At 71.6% G+C, this 13,784-nt stretch carries 27 protein-coding genes; 4 read left to right on the forward strand and 23 right to left on the reverse strand.

Annotation, left to right across the window (positions count from 1 at the left end):
* Positions 1 to 6 precede the first annotated feature (6 nt).
* From AMETH_RS31475 to AMETH_RS31555, 21 genes are all read right to left on the reverse strand, one after another.
* The gene (locus AMETH_RS31475; protein WP_017985211.1) at positions 7 to 429 is read right to left on the reverse strand and encodes a hypothetical protein; all 423 of its coding nucleotides are present in this window, start codon (positions 427 to 429) and stop codon (positions 7 to 9) included.
* The gene (locus AMETH_RS31480) at positions 422 to 1,138 is read right to left on the reverse strand and encodes a DUF7341 domain-containing protein (protein WP_017985212.1); all 717 of its coding nucleotides are present in this window, start codon (positions 1,136 to 1,138) and stop codon (positions 422 to 424) included. Before AMETH_RS31480 ends, AMETH_RS31475 begins: the two co-directional genes overlap by 8 nt.
* Positions 1,135 to 1,593: a hypothetical protein gene (locus AMETH_RS31485; RefSeq protein WP_017985213.1), complete on the reverse strand. Its 459-nt coding sequence runs from the start codon at positions 1,591 to 1,593 to the stop codon at positions 1,135 to 1,137. Before AMETH_RS31485 ends, AMETH_RS31480 begins: the two co-directional genes overlap by 4 nt.
* The gene (locus AMETH_RS31490) at positions 1,590 to 1,784 is read right to left on the reverse strand and encodes a hypothetical protein (RefSeq protein WP_017985214.1); all 195 of its coding nucleotides are present in this window, start codon (positions 1,782 to 1,784) and stop codon (positions 1,590 to 1,592) included. Before AMETH_RS31490 ends, AMETH_RS31485 begins: the two co-directional genes overlap by 4 nt.
* Positions 1,781 to 2,008 (reverse strand): zinc finger domain-containing protein, encoded by a 228-nt coding sequence (locus tag AMETH_RS31495; RefSeq protein WP_017985215.1) that lies wholly within the window; start codon positions 2,006 to 2,008, stop codon positions 1,781 to 1,783. Before AMETH_RS31495 ends, AMETH_RS31490 begins: the two co-directional genes overlap by 4 nt.
* On the reverse strand, positions 2,005 to 3,102 hold the full coding sequence (locus tag AMETH_RS31500; protein WP_026153552.1) for an HNH endonuclease: 1,098 nt from the start codon (positions 3,100 to 3,102) through the stop codon (positions 2,005 to 2,007). The genes AMETH_RS31495 and AMETH_RS31500 overlap by 4 nt, the downstream gene beginning before the upstream one ends.
* Before the next feature lie 179 nt (positions 3,103 to 3,281).
* On the reverse strand, positions 3,282 to 3,413 hold the full coding sequence (locus AMETH_RS41810; RefSeq protein ID WP_017985216.1) for a hypothetical protein: 132 nt from the start codon (positions 3,411 to 3,413) through the stop codon (positions 3,282 to 3,284).
* Positions 3,413 to 3,784 (reverse strand): hypothetical protein, encoded by a 372-nt coding sequence (locus AMETH_RS31505; RefSeq protein ID WP_017985217.1) that lies wholly within the window; start codon positions 3,782 to 3,784, stop codon positions 3,413 to 3,415. The genes AMETH_RS41810 and AMETH_RS31505 overlap by 1 nt, the downstream gene beginning before the upstream one ends.
* Positions 3,781 to 4,464 carry a hypothetical protein gene (locus tag AMETH_RS31510; protein ID WP_017985218.1) on the reverse strand — a complete coding sequence of 228 codons (684 nt, stop codon included), beginning with the start codon at positions 4,462 to 4,464 and terminating at the stop codon, positions 3,781 to 3,783. The genes AMETH_RS31505 and AMETH_RS31510 overlap by 4 nt, the downstream gene beginning before the upstream one ends.
* The gene (locus tag AMETH_RS42970; RefSeq protein ID WP_051079467.1) at positions 4,461 to 4,913 is read right to left on the reverse strand and encodes a helix-turn-helix domain-containing protein; all 453 of its coding nucleotides are present in this window, start codon (positions 4,911 to 4,913) and stop codon (positions 4,461 to 4,463) included. Before AMETH_RS42970 ends, AMETH_RS31510 begins: the two co-directional genes overlap by 4 nt.
* Positions 4,894 to 5,043: a hypothetical protein gene (locus tag AMETH_RS38355; protein WP_017985219.1), complete on the reverse strand. Its 150-nt coding sequence runs from the start codon at positions 5,041 to 5,043 to the stop codon at positions 4,894 to 4,896. The genes AMETH_RS42970 and AMETH_RS38355 overlap by 20 nt, the downstream gene beginning before the upstream one ends.
* On the reverse strand, positions 5,040 to 5,576 hold the full coding sequence (locus AMETH_RS31520; RefSeq protein WP_017985220.1) for a hypothetical protein: 537 nt from the start codon (positions 5,574 to 5,576) through the stop codon (positions 5,040 to 5,042). Before AMETH_RS31520 ends, AMETH_RS38355 begins: the two co-directional genes overlap by 4 nt.
* Positions 5,576 to 6,202 (reverse strand): hypothetical protein, encoded by a 627-nt coding sequence (locus AMETH_RS31525; RefSeq protein ID WP_017985221.1) that lies wholly within the window; start codon positions 6,200 to 6,202, stop codon positions 5,576 to 5,578. Before AMETH_RS31525 ends, AMETH_RS31520 begins: the two co-directional genes overlap by 1 nt.
* A complete protein-coding gene (locus AMETH_RS31530; protein ID WP_017985222.1) occupies positions 6,199 to 6,789 on the reverse strand; it encodes a hypothetical protein in 591 nt (196 codons plus the stop codon). The genes AMETH_RS31525 and AMETH_RS31530 overlap by 4 nt, the downstream gene beginning before the upstream one ends.
* Positions 6,786 to 7,112, reverse strand: coding sequence for a hypothetical protein (locus AMETH_RS31535; RefSeq protein ID WP_017985223.1), 327 nt, complete (start codon positions 7,110 to 7,112; stop codon positions 6,786 to 6,788). The genes AMETH_RS31530 and AMETH_RS31535 overlap by 4 nt, the downstream gene beginning before the upstream one ends.
* Positions 7,109 to 8,206 carry a DNA translocase FtsK gene (locus AMETH_RS39470; protein WP_017985224.1) on the reverse strand — a complete coding sequence of 366 codons (1,098 nt, stop codon included), beginning with the start codon at positions 8,204 to 8,206 and terminating at the stop codon, positions 7,109 to 7,111. The genes AMETH_RS31535 and AMETH_RS39470 overlap by 4 nt, the downstream gene beginning before the upstream one ends.
* Complete coding sequence (locus tag AMETH_RS31545) at positions 8,203 to 8,451, reverse strand: hypothetical protein (RefSeq protein WP_017985225.1); 249 nt, start codon at positions 8,449 to 8,451, stop codon at positions 8,203 to 8,205. The genes AMETH_RS39470 and AMETH_RS31545 overlap by 4 nt, the downstream gene beginning before the upstream one ends.
* On the reverse strand, positions 8,444 to 8,935 hold the full coding sequence (locus AMETH_RS31550) for a hypothetical protein (RefSeq protein WP_156131756.1): 492 nt from the start codon (positions 8,933 to 8,935) through the stop codon (positions 8,444 to 8,446). Before AMETH_RS31550 ends, AMETH_RS31545 begins: the two co-directional genes overlap by 8 nt.
* The gene (locus tag AMETH_RS38365; protein ID WP_156131757.1) at positions 8,932 to 9,111 is read right to left on the reverse strand and encodes a hypothetical protein; all 180 of its coding nucleotides are present in this window, start codon (positions 9,109 to 9,111) and stop codon (positions 8,932 to 8,934) included. Before AMETH_RS38365 ends, AMETH_RS31550 begins: the two co-directional genes overlap by 4 nt.
* A 90-nt stretch (positions 9,112 to 9,201) precedes the next feature.
* A complete protein-coding gene (locus AMETH_RS38370; RefSeq protein WP_017985227.1) occupies positions 9,202 to 9,372 on the reverse strand; it encodes a hypothetical protein in 171 nt (56 codons plus the stop codon).
* Entirely contained in the window at positions 9,369 to 9,704 is a 336-nt protein-coding gene (locus AMETH_RS31555; RefSeq protein ID WP_017985228.1) for a helix-turn-helix domain-containing protein, read from the reverse strand. Before AMETH_RS31555 ends, AMETH_RS38370 begins: the two co-directional genes overlap by 4 nt.
* Before the next feature lie 201 nt (positions 9,705 to 9,905).
* On the opposite strand from AMETH_RS31555, the gene AMETH_RS31560 reads away from it, so the two are divergent.
* Entirely contained in the window at positions 9,906 to 10,328 is a 423-nt protein-coding gene (locus AMETH_RS31560; protein WP_017985229.1) for a helix-turn-helix domain-containing protein, read from the forward strand.
* A gap of 280 nt (positions 10,329 to 10,608) precedes the next feature.
* Here AMETH_RS31560 and AMETH_RS38375 read toward each other — a convergent pair whose 3' ends face one another.
* Both AMETH_RS38375 and AMETH_RS31565 read right to left on the reverse strand, forming a co-directional pair.
* A complete protein-coding gene (locus tag AMETH_RS38375; RefSeq protein WP_156131758.1) occupies positions 10,609 to 10,953 on the reverse strand; it encodes a hypothetical protein in 345 nt (114 codons plus the stop codon).
* 207 nt (positions 10,954 to 11,160) lie between these two features.
* On the reverse strand, positions 11,161 to 12,690 hold the full coding sequence (locus AMETH_RS31565) for a recombinase family protein (protein ID WP_081617623.1): 1,530 nt from the start codon (positions 12,688 to 12,690) through the stop codon (positions 11,161 to 11,163).
* Positions 12,691 to 12,918: 228 nt separating this feature from the next.
* Between AMETH_RS31565 and AMETH_RS38380 the strand changes: the two genes are divergently transcribed.
* Genes AMETH_RS38380 through AMETH_RS31570 form a run of 3 tightly spaced genes read left to right on the forward strand, consistent with a single transcriptional unit; the run spans position 12,919 to position 13,693 of the window.
* Positions 12,919 to 13,095: a hypothetical protein gene (locus AMETH_RS38380; protein ID WP_156131754.1), complete on the forward strand. Its 177-nt coding sequence runs from the start codon at positions 12,919 to 12,921 to the stop codon at positions 13,093 to 13,095.
* Positions 13,092 to 13,250 carry a hypothetical protein gene (locus AMETH_RS38385; RefSeq protein ID WP_020486747.1) on the forward strand — a complete coding sequence of 53 codons (159 nt, stop codon included), beginning with the start codon at positions 13,092 to 13,094 and terminating at the stop codon, positions 13,248 to 13,250. The genes AMETH_RS38380 and AMETH_RS38385 overlap by 4 nt, the downstream gene beginning before the upstream one ends.
* Entirely contained in the window at positions 13,247 to 13,693 is a 447-nt protein-coding gene (locus AMETH_RS31570) for a hypothetical protein (RefSeq protein ID WP_017985173.1), read from the forward strand. The genes AMETH_RS38385 and AMETH_RS31570 overlap by 4 nt, the downstream gene beginning before the upstream one ends.
* Positions 13,694 to 13,784: the final 91 nt, after the last annotated feature.

Genomic DNA, 13,784 nt, shown 5'->3' on the forward strand with positions numbered 1-13,784 from the left:
AGCACACTACTGGGCGGCGAGCTCGCGGGCCTTGGCCTCAGCCAGTTCGTGCGCCCGCTCCGGAGTGGACGCGTAGGCAGTCAGGTGGTGAACGTCGGTGCCGCTCACCGCGCGCTCCAGCTCGCCGGCGTCGGTGTCGACGTGCACCCGCTCGCCGGGCATGTCGGCGGTGTCGAACACGACCCGGGATGCGCCGCGAAGCTTCGCCGGCGCGGACAGCTGCCAGCTGCCGCCCTGCACGCTCGCCCGGCACGCCCACACATGCGCGACGAACCCGACTCCGGCCTGGGCCACGCGCACGGGCGCGACGATGTGCCCCTCGCCGAGCTCGGCGGCGAGCTTGCCCGCGGTCTCGGCGTCTGGCCATGCGGCGAGGATCTCCGGGAACTCGCCGAGTCGCAGGATCGCGTGCAAGGTCTGCTCACTCATGCTGGTCATCCTCCTCGATCGGCCGGATGGTGCCAGTCCACCCGCCGTTGCCCTCCGCTCCGGAGCGCAGCCGTGGACGCGACGGCTGCGCCTGGTCCTGCTGCTCGAGCACCTCACGCAGCAGTTCGAAGTTCGCCGGCGGCCAGCAGTGCTGGCACGCCAGGCACACGCACCCGCGCTCCGGATCGATCTGCAGCGCGGGCACTTGCACGTGCCCGTGCTCCTGGTCCCCGCGCCACACCATTCCGGCGCCGCACGCCGGGCAGGCCGCGGCCATGTGCAGCTGGCGCGGTGGGTCCAGCAGGTTGTTGATCTGGGCCGCCCAGTACTGCAGTTCATGCACGACCCAGGCGACCCGGTCACCGTCGGCCCATCGGCCTGCGATCGCCGCGGCCGCGCGGAACCGGGAGACCGGATCGGCGTCGGCCACCATCGCGTTGTAGTGCAGCTCGGCCGCGGCGCGCTCGACTTGGCGCCGCAGGTCCGCGGCGGCGAGCCGGAGCGGTTCGGTCGTGCGCGCGCCGCTGGCCTTGCCGGTCTCGCCGCCGTGCGCGAGCGCCTGGTCCAGCTGCTCGAGCAACGATGGCGCGTGATGCGTGGTGGTCGTCAGGTCCTCGCGGACGATTTTGCGTTCGATCGGGTCGACGAGCGCGGCGAGCGCTCGCCGCAGCTCGCCCTGCAAGGCGCGCAGAGTGCGCTGATCGGTCATCGGGTCCCCCGTGCGTGGATTGTGCGTGGTGGCCGCGGCCGGTGGTCCGGGCCGGTGTTGCGGTGGCGGCGCAGGTGCAGCGCGCGCATCTTCGGATCCGTCGGCGGTGCCGGCCGGGCCAGCCCGGCGTGCTGCAGGCACTCGGCCATCGCGTTGACGGTCGGCACAAGGCTCGCGAAGGCCTGCGCCACGCCCTCGACCAGCTGTCGCCAGACCGGAGCGGCTCCGCGCAGCACGACCGCTGCGGCCTCCAGCCGCCGCTCGGCTTCCTGCTCTCTCGCCCGGGCCAGCGCCGCGCGCAGGACGTCGGCCTCCGGGGTGACCTGCACGCGGCTCGCCGCCCAGAGCCGCTGGTGCACCTCGCAGCAGAAGTCCGGCGACGGTGAGTCGCCGAGGGGGCCGCCGCACCAGTGGCAGCCGATCGCCTGGTCGATCAGCTCGATGATGTCGGTCATGCCCGCTCGGCTCCGGTCTGCTCGATCTGGTCGACAAGCGCGAGCAGCGCGTAGCCGACGCCGAGCGTCGCCGCGCTGTCGATGTGCTCGAACGGCAGGTGTTGCACCTCGTCGGTGTAGGCGTCGAGTTGCTGGGCCGCGCGGTCGAGCCAGGCGCGGGCCTGGCCGGCCGCGGGTGGCCGCGGGGTCATGGGGTCCATCGTTCGGAGTCCCTTCCTTCCTGTCGTTCGGCTTTCGCGATCCGCTGGTGGTGCGCTGGGCCGCGCAACGGCTCGCCGGTGATGACGTTCGTGCAGGTCTTGCCTGGCTGGGCGTTGCAGCGTGGGCAGTCGGTGGTCTCGGCGTCCTCGCGGGTCATGAGGAAGTTGCCGAGCTCGTCGAGGCGCCGGAGCTCGCCCGCGGTGTAGCGGCTCACGGCGGACCGTCCGAACCGGGCAGGCTCTGCTCGCACTCGACGCACCCGGTGTCGACCGGGTAGCCGTGCACGCACAGCTCGGCCTGGTCCTCGTCGACATCGTCCGGGGCGGGCGGGGTGTAGCCGGTGATGCCCTTGGCGTAGGGGCTGGGGGCGAGGTTCCCTCGTGCGGTGGTGGGTGGTCCGACGGTGGGGCGTTTCCCGGTTGGTCCGGCGTCTCCCACTCGGTCTTTCCAGGACGGTTTCAGTGCGGCACCCATCCCGGCCCCGCCCCTACCCAGCCCGACCGTGGTGCCGCCGCTGATGCCGTCGCGGATCTGCCCGTTTCCGGGCGCGACCTGCCCATTCGTGTAGGTCGGGGCGGGAGTGTCCGTGCCGTCCGGTGGATCCGGCGTCCTGGCCGGATCTGGATCGGATCCAACTGCGGATCTGGGTCCGGGTGCTGATGTGGCGTTGATCTTGCGCTGATCGGACGTTGGTCCGTCGTTGATCTTGTCCGGGTCGGGCGGGGGCAGGAGGTCCATGCCGGCGACCTCGGGCGTGCAGTCCTGCTTGCGCGAATTGCAGCCGCGGCAGGCCACGACGAGGTTGTCCGCTCCGGCGGCGATCTTCGGGTCGACGTGGTCGAACACGCCGCCCGCCGGGGTCTTGCGGTCCTGCCAGCGGACCTCGATGCCGCAGTAGCGGCAGCGGCTGCCGTCGCGGGCGCGCACCGCGGCCTTGAGCTGCGGGTCGCGCAGCTCGCGCCGCTTTGCCTTGTGCACGTCGTTCTCCGACCGGGACGGGTTGCGGTCGAGGAACCCGTGCACGTAGAACCCGCCGAGCTCGGCGGGCCAGTCGCGGCCCTCCAGGCAGCGGCACTCGTCGCCGTGTTGGTGCAGGAACGGGCCCCGGTCGGCCACGCGCATCTCGGTCAGCGCACGCAGTTCGGCCCGGGAGGCGATCTCCCGGGCCTTGTCGGCAGGAATCCAGCCGTCCGTCCGTTGCGCCGAGCAGTACAGCTTCATGCGCTGTACGGCGCCGTAGGCGGCGTTTCCCACCGCTCGCACGAGAACGTCGTCGTACTCGACGTCGTCCGTCCGCAGCCACGGCATCGGTCACCGCCCGCCGCTCGGCACGGACACCGCGCAGCACTGGCCGCTGCCCTCCAACGGTGATTCCTCCAGCATCGTGCTTGTCCACTTCGGATAGGTGACCGGCCGCGCCCCCGGGGAAGCAGGGGCGCGGCCGGTCGGCTGTGACGGCGCTCAAGGCGAGCGCCGAGATCGGGTAATCAGGTCTGCTGGTCCGGCGCCGGCTCGCGGTGCGCCCCGTCGCTCTCGTCGCGTGCGTCGTCGGTGGCGGGCACGGGGTGTTTGCCCCAGAGGCTCCATGCGGCGGGCGGGATCGGCGGCTGCTCAGGCATCAGCGGGGGGTCTCCTGGTGGGTGAGAGCGGCGCGGAGGTCCCGGATCAGGTCGGCGGGGTCCGGGTCGCGGCCGTCCTCGAACTCGGCCTCGTCACGGTCCAGCCGGGCGAGCGCAGCGTCGATGCGGGCCTGGAGGTCGTCGCGCTCGCGGCGCGTGGCCATGAGCCGGCCGCGGTCCTCGACCGCCTCCTGCCGGTACTGGAGGCAGTTCGCGTGCAGCCGCTCCAGCTCGGCGAGGATCTTGCCAGCGAGGTCGGCGACCTTCGCGGCGCTCGGCTCCGGCACGCGTCCGGCTGCCCAGTTCTCGGCGTAGGCGCGCAGGGCGATCGCCGAGGCACGCGGGCCCGCCATTTTCGACTTCTCGGTCATCGCTTGCGCTCCTCGCGTCGGTGGAGCACGGCTGCGGCGGTGTTGGCGACGTCCTCCCACAGCGACACGCCCGGGTTGAACGGCGAGCGCGTCTCCGACCAGTTGTCGTTGGGGTCCCACAGCGCGGCGAGCTCGTCGGCGATCTCCCTACCCGCGTCGCACGGCTCGCACGGACGTCGAATCAGCTGGCGGAGGGCGTCCGGAATCCGGATGTCGAGCACGATGACGACATCCTCAGGGGCCTGAGCCGGAGCGGTCTCGGGGCCGCGCTCGAGCACACGGACGGTCGTGGGCAGCACGGCGTACGGCGTCGGCTCGCCGGGCTTGAGCACGGCCAGCCAGCCGCGCCGGTTGATGTCTTCGTCGTCGACCAGCGTGCCCTCTACGACGGGGAAGTCCCGTCCGCCGTAGCCGCGGACCCGGTCGCCGGGCCGGGGCTCCGGTCGGCCGAACCGCTGCTCAGCATCGGCGCTGAGCTTGAACAGGTCCTGCGCCGTCAGGACCTGCCCAGTGAGGACTGGGGCGGAGGCGATGCCGCGCGGGTAGCGGGCGCGCAGCGCGGTGCGGACCTTCTCACGGTCAGTGTCGCGGATGGCCGGCCCGGTGCCGGTGTTGCAGAGGCACAAGGCGTCGTGGACGAGCTGCACTATGTCGTCGGTGATGTCGGTCGGGCCGGTCACTGAGGGCCTCCGGTGGTGTCGAGGATGTTGCGCTGGCAGGCGAGGAACACGGCGTGCGCGCGGTCGCGGGCGCCGAGCTTGTGGAACATGCGGCGAGCGTGGGTCTTGACGGTGTCCTCGGAGATGTGGAGCTCACGGCCGATGTCGGCGTTCGTGAGGCCCTGGGACATGCCGTGCAGGACCTCGACCTCGCGCTCGGTGAGGCCGGCCAGCACGGCGGGCGGGTTGGTCTCCGACAGCGCCGGGCGTTCGGGCGCGCGGACCGGGCGCCCGGAGACCTTGCCGGGGCCGCCGGTGACGTAGCGACGCTGCCGGGCGGGGCCGTCGGGGATGCGCTTGACGTCGATGCCGTAGCTCGACAGCACGCCCATGACGAGCGGGACGGCGTCAGGGTGGATCTGCAGCCCGGTGTACCGGCTGCGGTCGTCGTCAGCGAGTGCGGCGGTCATCGTTGTCCTTTGTGGATTCGGCACGCCGGTGGGCGTGCAGGTAGTCGGCGGCGGAGTCGAGAAGCACGCCGGCGGCCCAGACGGCCAGGCGCGCGGTGTGGGCGAGGGCCAGGGCGACGACGGCGTTCACGGGCGGGACCTCAGTTCGTGGTCGGTGCAGGCCGGCCACCAGGCGCGCACGTCGGTGCCGGCGCCGCGGGTGATCCGGTCGCCGTCGTGGACGAGGCACTTGGGGTAGCGGCCGGGACGGCGGTAGCGGCAGTTGCCGCAGCGGCGCCCGGGCGCGGCCCGGTCGGCGGCAGGCGCGGCGCCGGGGTGCAGCTTCACGGGGTAGCCCAGCGCGGCGGTGAGCGGGTGCGCACCGGCGGCGAGGTACTGGCCCTGCCGTTCGGTCCGGCGGGCGTCCGGGGACGCCTCGCCGAGCCGGTAGAGCGGGGCCGCGGTGTACTCGAACGGGCCGCCGGGGCGGCCGACCGTCCACACCACCCAGAAGTGGTGCCGGCCGCTGTCCGGGTCGGCGGCGACCTGGACCACGCGGCCGCGCCAGGACGCGTCCCGGTGGTAGCCGACCCGCTCCCCGACGGCGAACAGCGGCCGGTGCTCCGCAGGGCCCGAGCTGCCGCCCCACAGCGGCAGCGAGTGCTGGTCGGACTGCTTGGTCATCACGTCGCGTCACCCCCGCGCAGGAGTTGCCGGGCGGTGTCGAGGCGAGCCCAGTCGGCCGGGTCGCCGCCGAGGTCCGGGTGCGACTTGCGGGCGGCGATCCGGAGCAGGCCGCGGATGTCGGAGTCGGTGAGCTGCAGCGGGTGCACCGCGCCGGTGAACTCGCGGAGCCAGTCCAGCGCCTCGCGCTTGGTGGAGAACGGCGCAGCCGGGCGAGCGCCTTCGATCGCGCGCCACCCGGCGTACTGCTCGCCGCGGCTGGACACCCCATAGCGGTCGACGGTGCGCAGCGCGTGCAGCGCGAGCGCGATGGCCCGCACGTTGTCCTGCCAGGAGTTCGCGAAGGTGTCGCACGGGTAGGACAGCGGTCCGTGCTTGCTCCGGAAGGCCAGCGCCACGCCGTGGTAGCGCACCTTCGCGTTCGAGCGGAGCATCCCGTCGCGCCGCACGTCCGCGTCGGTGGCCACGACGCGCAGCGCGACCGCGCCCTGCACACCGAGGTGGGCCAGCTCGCGGCTGAGCAGGTCGAGGGTGTCGGCCCACTTCACGCGGAACGGGCTGGCCCGCGGGTGCGGTGTTGCCGGGTAGGGCCAGGTCGGCATCGGCTCGATCTGGTATCGCATCATCGGCGCACCACCGCCGAGGATGTGCCCGGGTACGGCTTGCCGCCGCCGGGCTCCTCACACGGCCCGAAGGCCTCGCCGGAGGCGCCCATCGGATAGAGGTGCCGGTGCGGCCGGACGGTCGCGCCGGCGCGGCGTGCGTGCTCGAGCTCGTTGGCCAGCTCGACCGCCTCGGCCTGTAGCCGGGCTGCGGCGGCCTGCAGGTCGTCGCGCTCGTGCACGACGGTGCTGAGCTGCTGCTGGACGTCGACCAGCTCACGGCGCGTCCGGTCGTGGGCGGCTTGGTGCTCGGCGCGCTCGCGGTCGGCGGTTGCGGTGATGCGGTCGAGGTTGCCGCGCACCGTGGCCAGCTCGGCCCGCAGCCGGGTCAGCTCGGCCTGGGTGGCTTCCCGGTCGGCGGCCGCCGCACCGGCAGCGCCGCCGCGGGCCAGCAGCGGCTCCACGATCTGCTTGCGCACCGCGGCGGCGAACGCGGTGATCGTGTGGTGCGGTAGCGGTTCGTCGCCGGCGCGGCGGGCCAGGCGCTCGTCCTCCCGCCGCAACACGACTTCCGGGTCGGGAACGGCGCGGCCGGTGACCGTGGCGGTCATGACTCGGCCCACCAGTGCTCGCGGCAGTGGTCGGTGCCATCCGCCTTCTCGGCCGTGCAGCGGGACTCGCCGCGGCCGTCCGCGCGGGGAGCGCGGAACTCGCAGCGGCCCGGCAGGTTGGCCTGCAACCACCGCCGCGCCTCACCGACCGCGGCCCCGTGCGCCGCCGCGTCGCGACCGTGGTTGTCGGTGATGGCCTGCCGCATCGTCTTGGGCAGGCGCTGCCAGGAAGCGCGGCAGGAGAACTTGCTGTGCGGGATCTCGGCGCCGCAGCCGCACGGGCAGGCGTGCATCCGCCGGCGGTGGTCAAGGTGGGCGCTCACTGGGCACCACCCCGGATCTCCTCGAGGACCTCGGCGAGCCCGTCGACGGGCACCAGGACCTCCCGGGCCTTGCTGCCGCGGGCCGGGCCGAGCACGCCGCGCTGTACCAGCTGGTCGATCAGCCGGTTCGCCTTCGTCGCGCCGATGCGCAGCTTGCGCTGCAGCAGCGTCACCGAGCCCAGCTGCCCGGTGATCAGCACCTCGGCGGCCTGGCACAGCAGGTCGGGGTCTCGCTCGAGGTCGGGGAACTCGGACAGCGGTTCGTCCACAGCGGAGGTGTCGGCTGTGGACAGCACGACTCCGGCGCCGTCGCGCAGGATGCTGCTGCCCGGCGGAAGGTCCGCGTCGGCCTCGGGCTTGCGTGGCGGGGGCGGCAGGTCTGGCACGTACACCGCAGCGTCGGGCTCCTGGCCGGCGCCGTCGATGTCGTCGTCCCACCGGTAGGAGGTGACCGCGCCGATGTAGCTGGTGCCGATCTGCACCAGCAGCGGCGAGCGCTGGTGGTAGCGGTAGGTCTCCAGCGCGGACTTGCGCGCCTTGGCCACCCGCACGAACGGCTCCAGCGCCGCGGACCCGAAGTCGGTGCGCGGCACCGCGGGCACGACCCGGCCGGAGGAGTCCCGGTGCTCGAGGAAGTCCGGGCGCCGGACCAGCAGCGACCACACCGTGCGCGGGTACTCCTCGATCCGGCCCGGCGAAAACTCCAGCCGCAGCCCGTCGGCCTCGAACAGCGCGTCCTCGCTCTCCCGCACGACGAACACGCCCTCGTCGATGCGGATCTCGACCGCGTGTTCCTTGTGCTCCTTGGCTTTCCGCTTGAACGCGTCGATCACCGTGCGGACGTCGTCGATCCGCCACAGCATCGGCTCGTGCAGCTGCCCGTCCGCGTGCACGTAGGTCTGGCCCACGGCGAACCCGTTGCACGACGTGCCCACCAGCAGGTCCGTGCGGCCCGGCTCCAGGCCGCGCTCACCGCGGTCGGTGTGCAGCAGCACGCCGGCGACCGCGCCGTCCTCCGGATCCTGGGCAGCGGTGTAAACGAGGCTGCCCAGCAGCTCCAGCAGGTTCTTGGTCTCGATGCGGATCGCGCTCACGCCGCGTCCCCACCGTCAGCCAGCGGCAGCTCGGGCTGCTCCTCGCGGTGGAACTCACGCGGGTCGACCACCACGCCACCACGGATGTGGATCAGCGGGTGCTCGCCGCACAGCGTGCAGTTGCCGAACTGGTCGAGCGTCGGCACTGGCCGCAGGGCGTGCCGCCCGTACTCGAGGTCGGCGAACGTCTGTGGCCGCCGCTCCTGGGCAGCCGCAGGAGCTTGGGCGGTCTGGGTGTCATCCACGGGGCTGACCTCCGGAGATCGGGACGAGCATGTGCCCCCGGGCCTCGATCTCGGCCCGGGTCCGCTCCTCGATAGGGACGGGAATGTCGAACGTGGGGGTCAGCGCCAGCTCCCAACGCCCGGGCGCTGCCTCGCGGTAGTAGTGCGTCGACCCCGGCGGCTTGTTGGTGCAGCGGTAGACGACCGGCTGAGCGGGCGGCACCGGGCGGCCGCGGCGGAGCGCGGCGACCAGTCGCGCCCACAGCCCGCGCCGCTCTGGGGTGTCGCGCACGGCCGGCGGCCGCGGCGGCCAGGCGCCGCGCTCCTCGTAGAAGCTGTTCACCGAGACGTGGTCGTCGGCGCGGCCGTGGTGCTGGCCACCGGCCGAGTCCGGCACGGGCACCTCGCCGGACTCGCGCTGCCAGATCGTGAGGAACGGCACGGTCGGCTCGCGCCGCGCGACCGGGAAGACGTCGGTGGGGTCGTCGGGCCAGACGGCGATCACGCGCCCACCCCCGACGGGGTGGCCGGTGCGACGGCCGGAGTTGTGTGCGGCGCTGTGCCGTTCGGCGGGACGCATGACGTCGTCATCGCGAACAGCGCGCCGAGGGCGAGCAGGGCTGCCGCGGCGCGCTTCGCGCGCTGCTGGGGCGGGGGCGGTGCCTGTACCTTTGTCGTCATCACCGGGTGTTGCTCCTTCCGAGGGTTCCGGTGTGCGCCCGTCTCGTCGCCTGGTCCGCGCGAGGCGGGCTTTTCTGTCGGTGGGCTGTGCTAGGCGGCGCTCTTGCGCTCGGTCATGCCGCGGCGGATCGGCGGCAGCAGGAGGCGAAGGCGGTCGAGGGTCGCTCCGTCTGGGCGAGGTGCCCGCGCGATCACGCGGTCGATGAACTGCGCGCGCGACTCGCCAGGTTCGATCGCCAACCGGTGAAGGGCGGTCGTCACGCCGCCGCTCCAGCGACCCGTTTGGGGCCGCGCGAAGGCTCCCGGTCGTCCCGACGGGGTGGGGCTTTCGGTTCGCGCTTGGGCTGCTTTGGTGGTTCGTCCGGGAATGACGCGCCACCCTCCGGCGCGAGGCGGTCGTCGCGCAGCGCTCGGGCGAGCGCGAACTGCCGACGGCGGGAGGGCTTCCCGTCGTGGCCCAACTCGATGTTGCGGAGATACCCGACCGACATGCCGACCTCGGCCGCCAACTCGACCGTTGACTTGTCGGCCTGCTCGCGGAGGCGCCGCACGAGCTGGCCGTAGGCCGGTTGAGTGAGTGGAGGTTCGATCATGTGCAGAAAGGTACAGAGAGGTTCAGGGTCGTGCAAGGTCCAATGTTGCACTACCCTGCACTTTTCTGTACTCTTCTGAACCTAACGCCACCAAAGTGCCAGCTCAGGAGGCTAAATACGATGGCGCAAGCGGAGAGATTGTTGACGCGACGCAGCGGACGCCGGTTCGCTCCCTGTACTTTTCTGAGCTACTCTGCACGCATGGACGAGCGCCGGAAGAAGCTCGGGAGACGGGTCGCCCTTGCCCGTCAGCGCGCCGGCTATTCCAGCCAGAAGGCGTTCGCCGACGCCGCCGACCTCAGCGAGAAGAGTGTCGCCGACGTGGAGCGCGGCGATACGCGCCCGGGCAAGTCGACGTTGTGGAAGATCGAGGGTGCTCTAGGTTGGCCCGACAACGGAGCGGTTCACTACCTCGAGACTGGTCGCCCCGAAGATCTTGATGCACTGCCGTTGCCATCGACCGCGCCCACAATCGCAGAGCCTCGGCGGAACTACCCAGCCCAACTTGAGGACGACACCGAGCGGAAGCTGTGGGACCTCCCCGAACTGTCCGAAGAGGAGCGCTGGAACCTGATCATCTTCTACCGCACGCAGCGCGCGACCAAGCTCCGTAACACCGGGTGAGAGCCACCGCGCCAACTAGGCCAAATGGGTCGTTACCGCGCGGTAGTTGATCACGAACCGGAAACGGTTGCTAACTCAATCTGGCGACCTTAGATACATCAATCGTGAAAAGAATCGACCTACTGGGGAGGCGGTCGAAGCGGAGGGCTGATGCCTATGAGCAGGGCCTTTCGCTGATCGCGGAGGCTGTCGCCGGCGGATCGTCTCCTAGTTCGAAACGGTCAGGTAAGGCTCACCTGACCGTTGTGCCGCCCCTGGAGCCCGGGGCGCAACGAATTGCTCACCGAAAGCTTGCACTTCGGCCACGGGCAGAGTTCTGCGGCTGGTTCCTGTCTGGGCTGACGGCGGCGGTCATGCTGGTAACCCTCGTGGCGCTGCGCGCACCGGCCTCGCCGACGGATGAGGCTGTGCCCGACCGCGCGCCGGAGTTGAGCGTCGCCCCGACGACCGGCGCGCCCGACGAGAACGACGTCAGAATCCAGGTGGAGCGGCTACGAGCAAACGGGACGGTCAGTTCGACGACGCCAACGACAACCGTCACAGTCACCGCTCCAGCAGCATGGAACGGCTCGCCCAGCACCCGCGTAGCGACGCCACCGAGCAGTTCAACCGCGCGTAGCAGCACGCCCCGAACTCCCCCGCCCTCGACGTCCGCAACCGAGCCAGCGCCGCCGGCCGCGTCCGACCGACCAGCGCCTGGCAACAACGACGACACTGATCAGGACGGGGACACCGCACCATCGGATGGCCAGCCCGCGGATCAGAAGCGCGCGCAAGGAACCCCCCACGGCGTGGCGCTCAACCTCGGCGCTCTGCTCGCCGCGGTCCTTGCCTAGCCGGCGAGCCCTCCATGCTCGGTCGGTTCGTCGCGCACCAGCGCGACGCGTTCCTCCGCGGGCACAAACGGTTGCCTCCGCCCGGCAGGCATGACGTGCAGCTCACCTAGCACGTTCTTCGCGAACAGCAGTCGCATGATCGCGCGCCGAGCCGCGATCGGGGTGTGCTGCCAGCGTTCCGCCACGTCCGGCCCCGGCTCGATCAGCCCGCGGAGGACGCTGGGTCTCGCCAGCTGCTCCCGCTCGCGTTCGAGCTTGGCGATCCGCTGCTCCAGGCCCGGTGCGACATCGCTCGCGAACCCGACGGACAGGGTGCCAGCCCGCACCTTCGCCTTGAGTTCGGCCAGTTCCGCCCGCACGCCCGCGAGCTGGGTGCGGATCCGTTCAATCTCGGCGTCCCGCTCGTCGTCGGCCTGGTCAAGGGCGCCGTACTGGCGCGGGTCAGCCAGGAATCGCAACGCGATGTCGGTGGCCAGCTCCTCCAACGGGCCCTTCCGGATCGACACGTGAGTGTTCCCGTTGCAGCGATAGGCGTCACGGGAGCCACCGATGTACGCGACCGGGCTGCCACAGACGCCGCAGCGCGCGATCAAGCTCAGCAGGTGAACCGCTGCGCCCGGCCGGGTGTTGGTGCACGCGTTGGCCTGCAGGCGTTCCTGCACTGCGTAGAACAGGTCTGGCTGGACGATCGCTTCCCACTGGGCGGTGACCAAGGCCTTGGCGTTCTTCAGGCTCCGGTTCCCTCGCACGCCTGGCGAGTGCACCCGGAGGCCGGCGTATGCCGGGTTGACCAGCCAGGAGCGCATGTGCTGCTGGGTGACCTTCGTCCCCTTTCGAGTGCGCAAGCCGCGCTGGTAGAAGTCCTCGGCGATCGCACGCTGCGAGTGCCCTGCGGCGACGCGCCGGAACGCTTCCTCCACCCAGGGCGCCGCCTCTGGGTCGGGGAACTGGCCGATAAGCTCGCCGGTCTTCGGGTCGTACTTCCGGATGAAGCCGAACCCCGGGATGCCATGCGGTAGCCCCTCGGCGGCGTTGACTGCGAGCTGGTCGCGCGTGCGCTCGGACGTCTTGGAGGCCTCGGCCGACGCGTCCAGCGCTTCGTCCAGGAGAGCGCGGCGGTCCCGCCAGTCCGCGCAGTTGAACAGCCGCCCCATCACCTCCACCCAGATGTAGACCTGGTGTTCCTCGCACAACTCGATCAGCCGGAGCCATTCGGATTCGCGGCGGCTCCCCCGCGACGCCTCCCACAGCTGCAGGATCTCGCCGCGTTCGAAGTCGCCAGATTCGAGGTCCTGCATCAGCCGCGCGAAGTCGCCCCGCGACCCGCGCGAGTGCCGTGACGCACCGCCGACGTCCCGGTATGGCCCTCGGTGATCGGTTCGCCACTGCCGGATCTTGGCCCGCCGCAAGTGCGCCTTATCCTGCCGCGCGGGGCTCGCTTCCTGACCGTTCGCAGCCTTTTTGGAAACCCGCAGGTACCGACGCGCTAACGACCCGGCCGCCCCGGGCTCGACGAGGGGAGACATGGTGAGTAGGGTAAAGCACCACGCAGAAGGTACGACGACCGAGGCACCTTGTTAATGGTGCTCACCTCCGTCAGTGCCTTCTGACCTGGTCAGAGCCTACTTACGGAGGTCGCCGTCGTGGCCCACGACGTTCCCATCCCGCCCACATTCACGCCCCGGAGAGTCCTCGGTCTCCTGCTGGCCCTTCCCCTCGTAGCGATCGCCGTCGCCGCAGCACTGCAGGTCGCGATGCCGACTGCAGTGCAGGAACCCGTGGGGCGCCCGCTCGTGATCGAGACCCAGAACGGTGACCCGGACCGGGGCTGGTGCAACCAGCTCTCGACTCCGCAGCCGGCGCCGGACCTCGAGGCGCTCGCCGAGCAGATCCGCGCCGGCGTCGACTACCAGGCGCGGTGCGGCCGATGAGCGGGGCGACCGGCCGGCGCGCGGTCGTTGCGGTCGCGGTCCTGTTCGGCATCGTGCTCGTGACCCTCCTGGCCGGCCTCGTACCTGACGGGCCCGCGCGGTGCGAGATCCCCGGTCACCAGCGCACCAGCGTCGTCGAATGTGAGCAGCCATGACCAGCCTCTACGGCCCCGTCACCGACGCGGACCGCCGCGCCATGCAGCGCCGGCACCTGGCGGCGTTGAACGAGCTGGTCAAGCTCGGCATGACGCGCAAGCTGCCGCCTCTGGACTGGCACGTCCCGCACTCGTTCAGTCCCCTGGTGGGCATCGTGGGCGCGGTCGCCCCAGAGCACCACCCCCGGAACGTGTTCGGGGCGTGGCTGGACGCGCTCTCGCGCCACCCACGCGCCAAGGCGAAGCCGCTCGGGTTCCTCGGCACCGGCGCCACGCTGTCCGACAGGACGACGGCCAGCGGCGAAACCGAGCTGCTCGCGGCCTTCGACGTCCGGGCCGCCAAGGACGCCCCGAGGGTCGAGGTTGTCCTTCGAGCGAGCTGGTACGAGGCGGAGCTGGACCCCGACACCCGCGCTCTGTCGAAGCCGGCTCGGCGCACATGATGCGCCGAGTGGGCCGCGCGGCGAGCGCCGTGCTCGACCTCGCCGTGATGGTCGCCGTCACGCTGGTGCCGGCGCTGTGCCCCCGGATCAA

It is taken from the genome of Amycolatopsis methanolica 239 (genome assembly GCF_000739085.1).
GTDB lineage: Bacteria > Actinomycetota > Actinomycetes > Mycobacteriales > Pseudonocardiaceae > Amycolatopsis_E > Amycolatopsis_E methanolica.

Excerpts from the sequence above, each read along its gene's own strand:
- AMETH_RS31525 (WP_017985221.1), bottom strand. The coding sequence starts at position 6,202 with ATGATGCGATACCAGATCGAGCCGATGCCGACCTGGCCCTACCCGGCA.
- AMETH_RS31565 (WP_081617623.1), bottom strand. The coding sequence starts at position 12,690 with ATGTCTCCCCTCGTCGAGCCCGGGGCGGCCGGGTCGTTAGCGCGTCGG.
- AMETH_RS31570 (WP_017985173.1), top strand. The coding sequence starts at position 13,247 with ATGACCAGCCTCTACGGCCCCGTCACCGACGCGGACCGCCGCGCCATG.
- AMETH_RS31475 (WP_017985211.1), bottom strand. The coding sequence starts at position 429 with ATGAGTGAGCAGACCTTGCACGCGATCCTGCGACTCGGCGAGTTCCCG.
- AMETH_RS41810 (WP_017985216.1), bottom strand. The coding sequence starts at position 3,413 with ATGCCTGAGCAGCCGCCGATCCCGCCCGCCGCATGGAGCCTCTGGGGC.
- AMETH_RS42970 (WP_051079467.1), bottom strand. The coding sequence starts at position 4,913 with ATGACCGCCGCACTCGCTGACGACGACCGCAGCCGGTACACCGGGCTG.
- AMETH_RS31485 (WP_017985213.1), bottom strand. The coding sequence starts at position 1,593 with ATGACCGACATCATCGAGCTGATCGACCAGGCGATCGGCTGCCACTGG.
- AMETH_RS31490 (WP_017985214.1), bottom strand. The coding sequence starts at position 1,784 with ATGACCCCGCGGCCACCCGCGGCCGGCCAGGCCCGCGCCTGGCTCGAC.
- AMETH_RS31530 (WP_017985222.1), bottom strand. The coding sequence starts at position 6,789 with ATGACCGCCACGGTCACCGGCCGCGCCGTTCCCGACCCGGAAGTCGTG.
- AMETH_RS38385 (WP_020486747.1), top strand. The coding sequence starts at position 13,092 with ATGAGCGGGGCGACCGGCCGGCGCGCGGTCGTTGCGGTCGCGGTCCTG.
- AMETH_RS31500 (WP_026153552.1), bottom strand. The coding sequence starts at position 3,102 with ATGCCGTGGCTGCGGACGGACGACGTCGAGTACGACGACGTTCTCGTG.
- AMETH_RS38380 (WP_156131754.1), top strand. The coding sequence starts at position 12,919 with ATGCCGACTGCAGTGCAGGAACCCGTGGGGCGCCCGCTCGTGATCGAG.
- AMETH_RS31555 (WP_017985228.1), bottom strand. The coding sequence starts at position 9,704 with ATGATCGAACCTCCACTCACTCAACCGGCCTACGGCCAGCTCGTGCGG.
- AMETH_RS38365 (WP_156131757.1), bottom strand. The coding sequence starts at position 9,111 with ATGACGACAAAGGTACAGGCACCGCCCCCGCCCCAGCAGCGCGCGAAG.
- AMETH_RS31505 (WP_017985217.1), bottom strand. The coding sequence starts at position 3,784 with ATGACCGAGAAGTCGAAAATGGCGGGCCCGCGTGCCTCGGCGATCGCC.
- AMETH_RS31560 (WP_017985229.1), top strand. The coding sequence starts at position 9,906 with ATGGACGAGCGCCGGAAGAAGCTCGGGAGACGGGTCGCCCTTGCCCGT.
- AMETH_RS31480 (WP_017985212.1), bottom strand. The coding sequence starts at position 1,138 with ATGACCGATCAGCGCACTCTGCGCGCCTTGCAGGGCGAGCTGCGGCGA.
- AMETH_RS31520 (WP_017985220.1), bottom strand. The coding sequence starts at position 5,576 with ATGACCAAGCAGTCCGACCAGCACTCGCTGCCGCTGTGGGGCGGCAGC.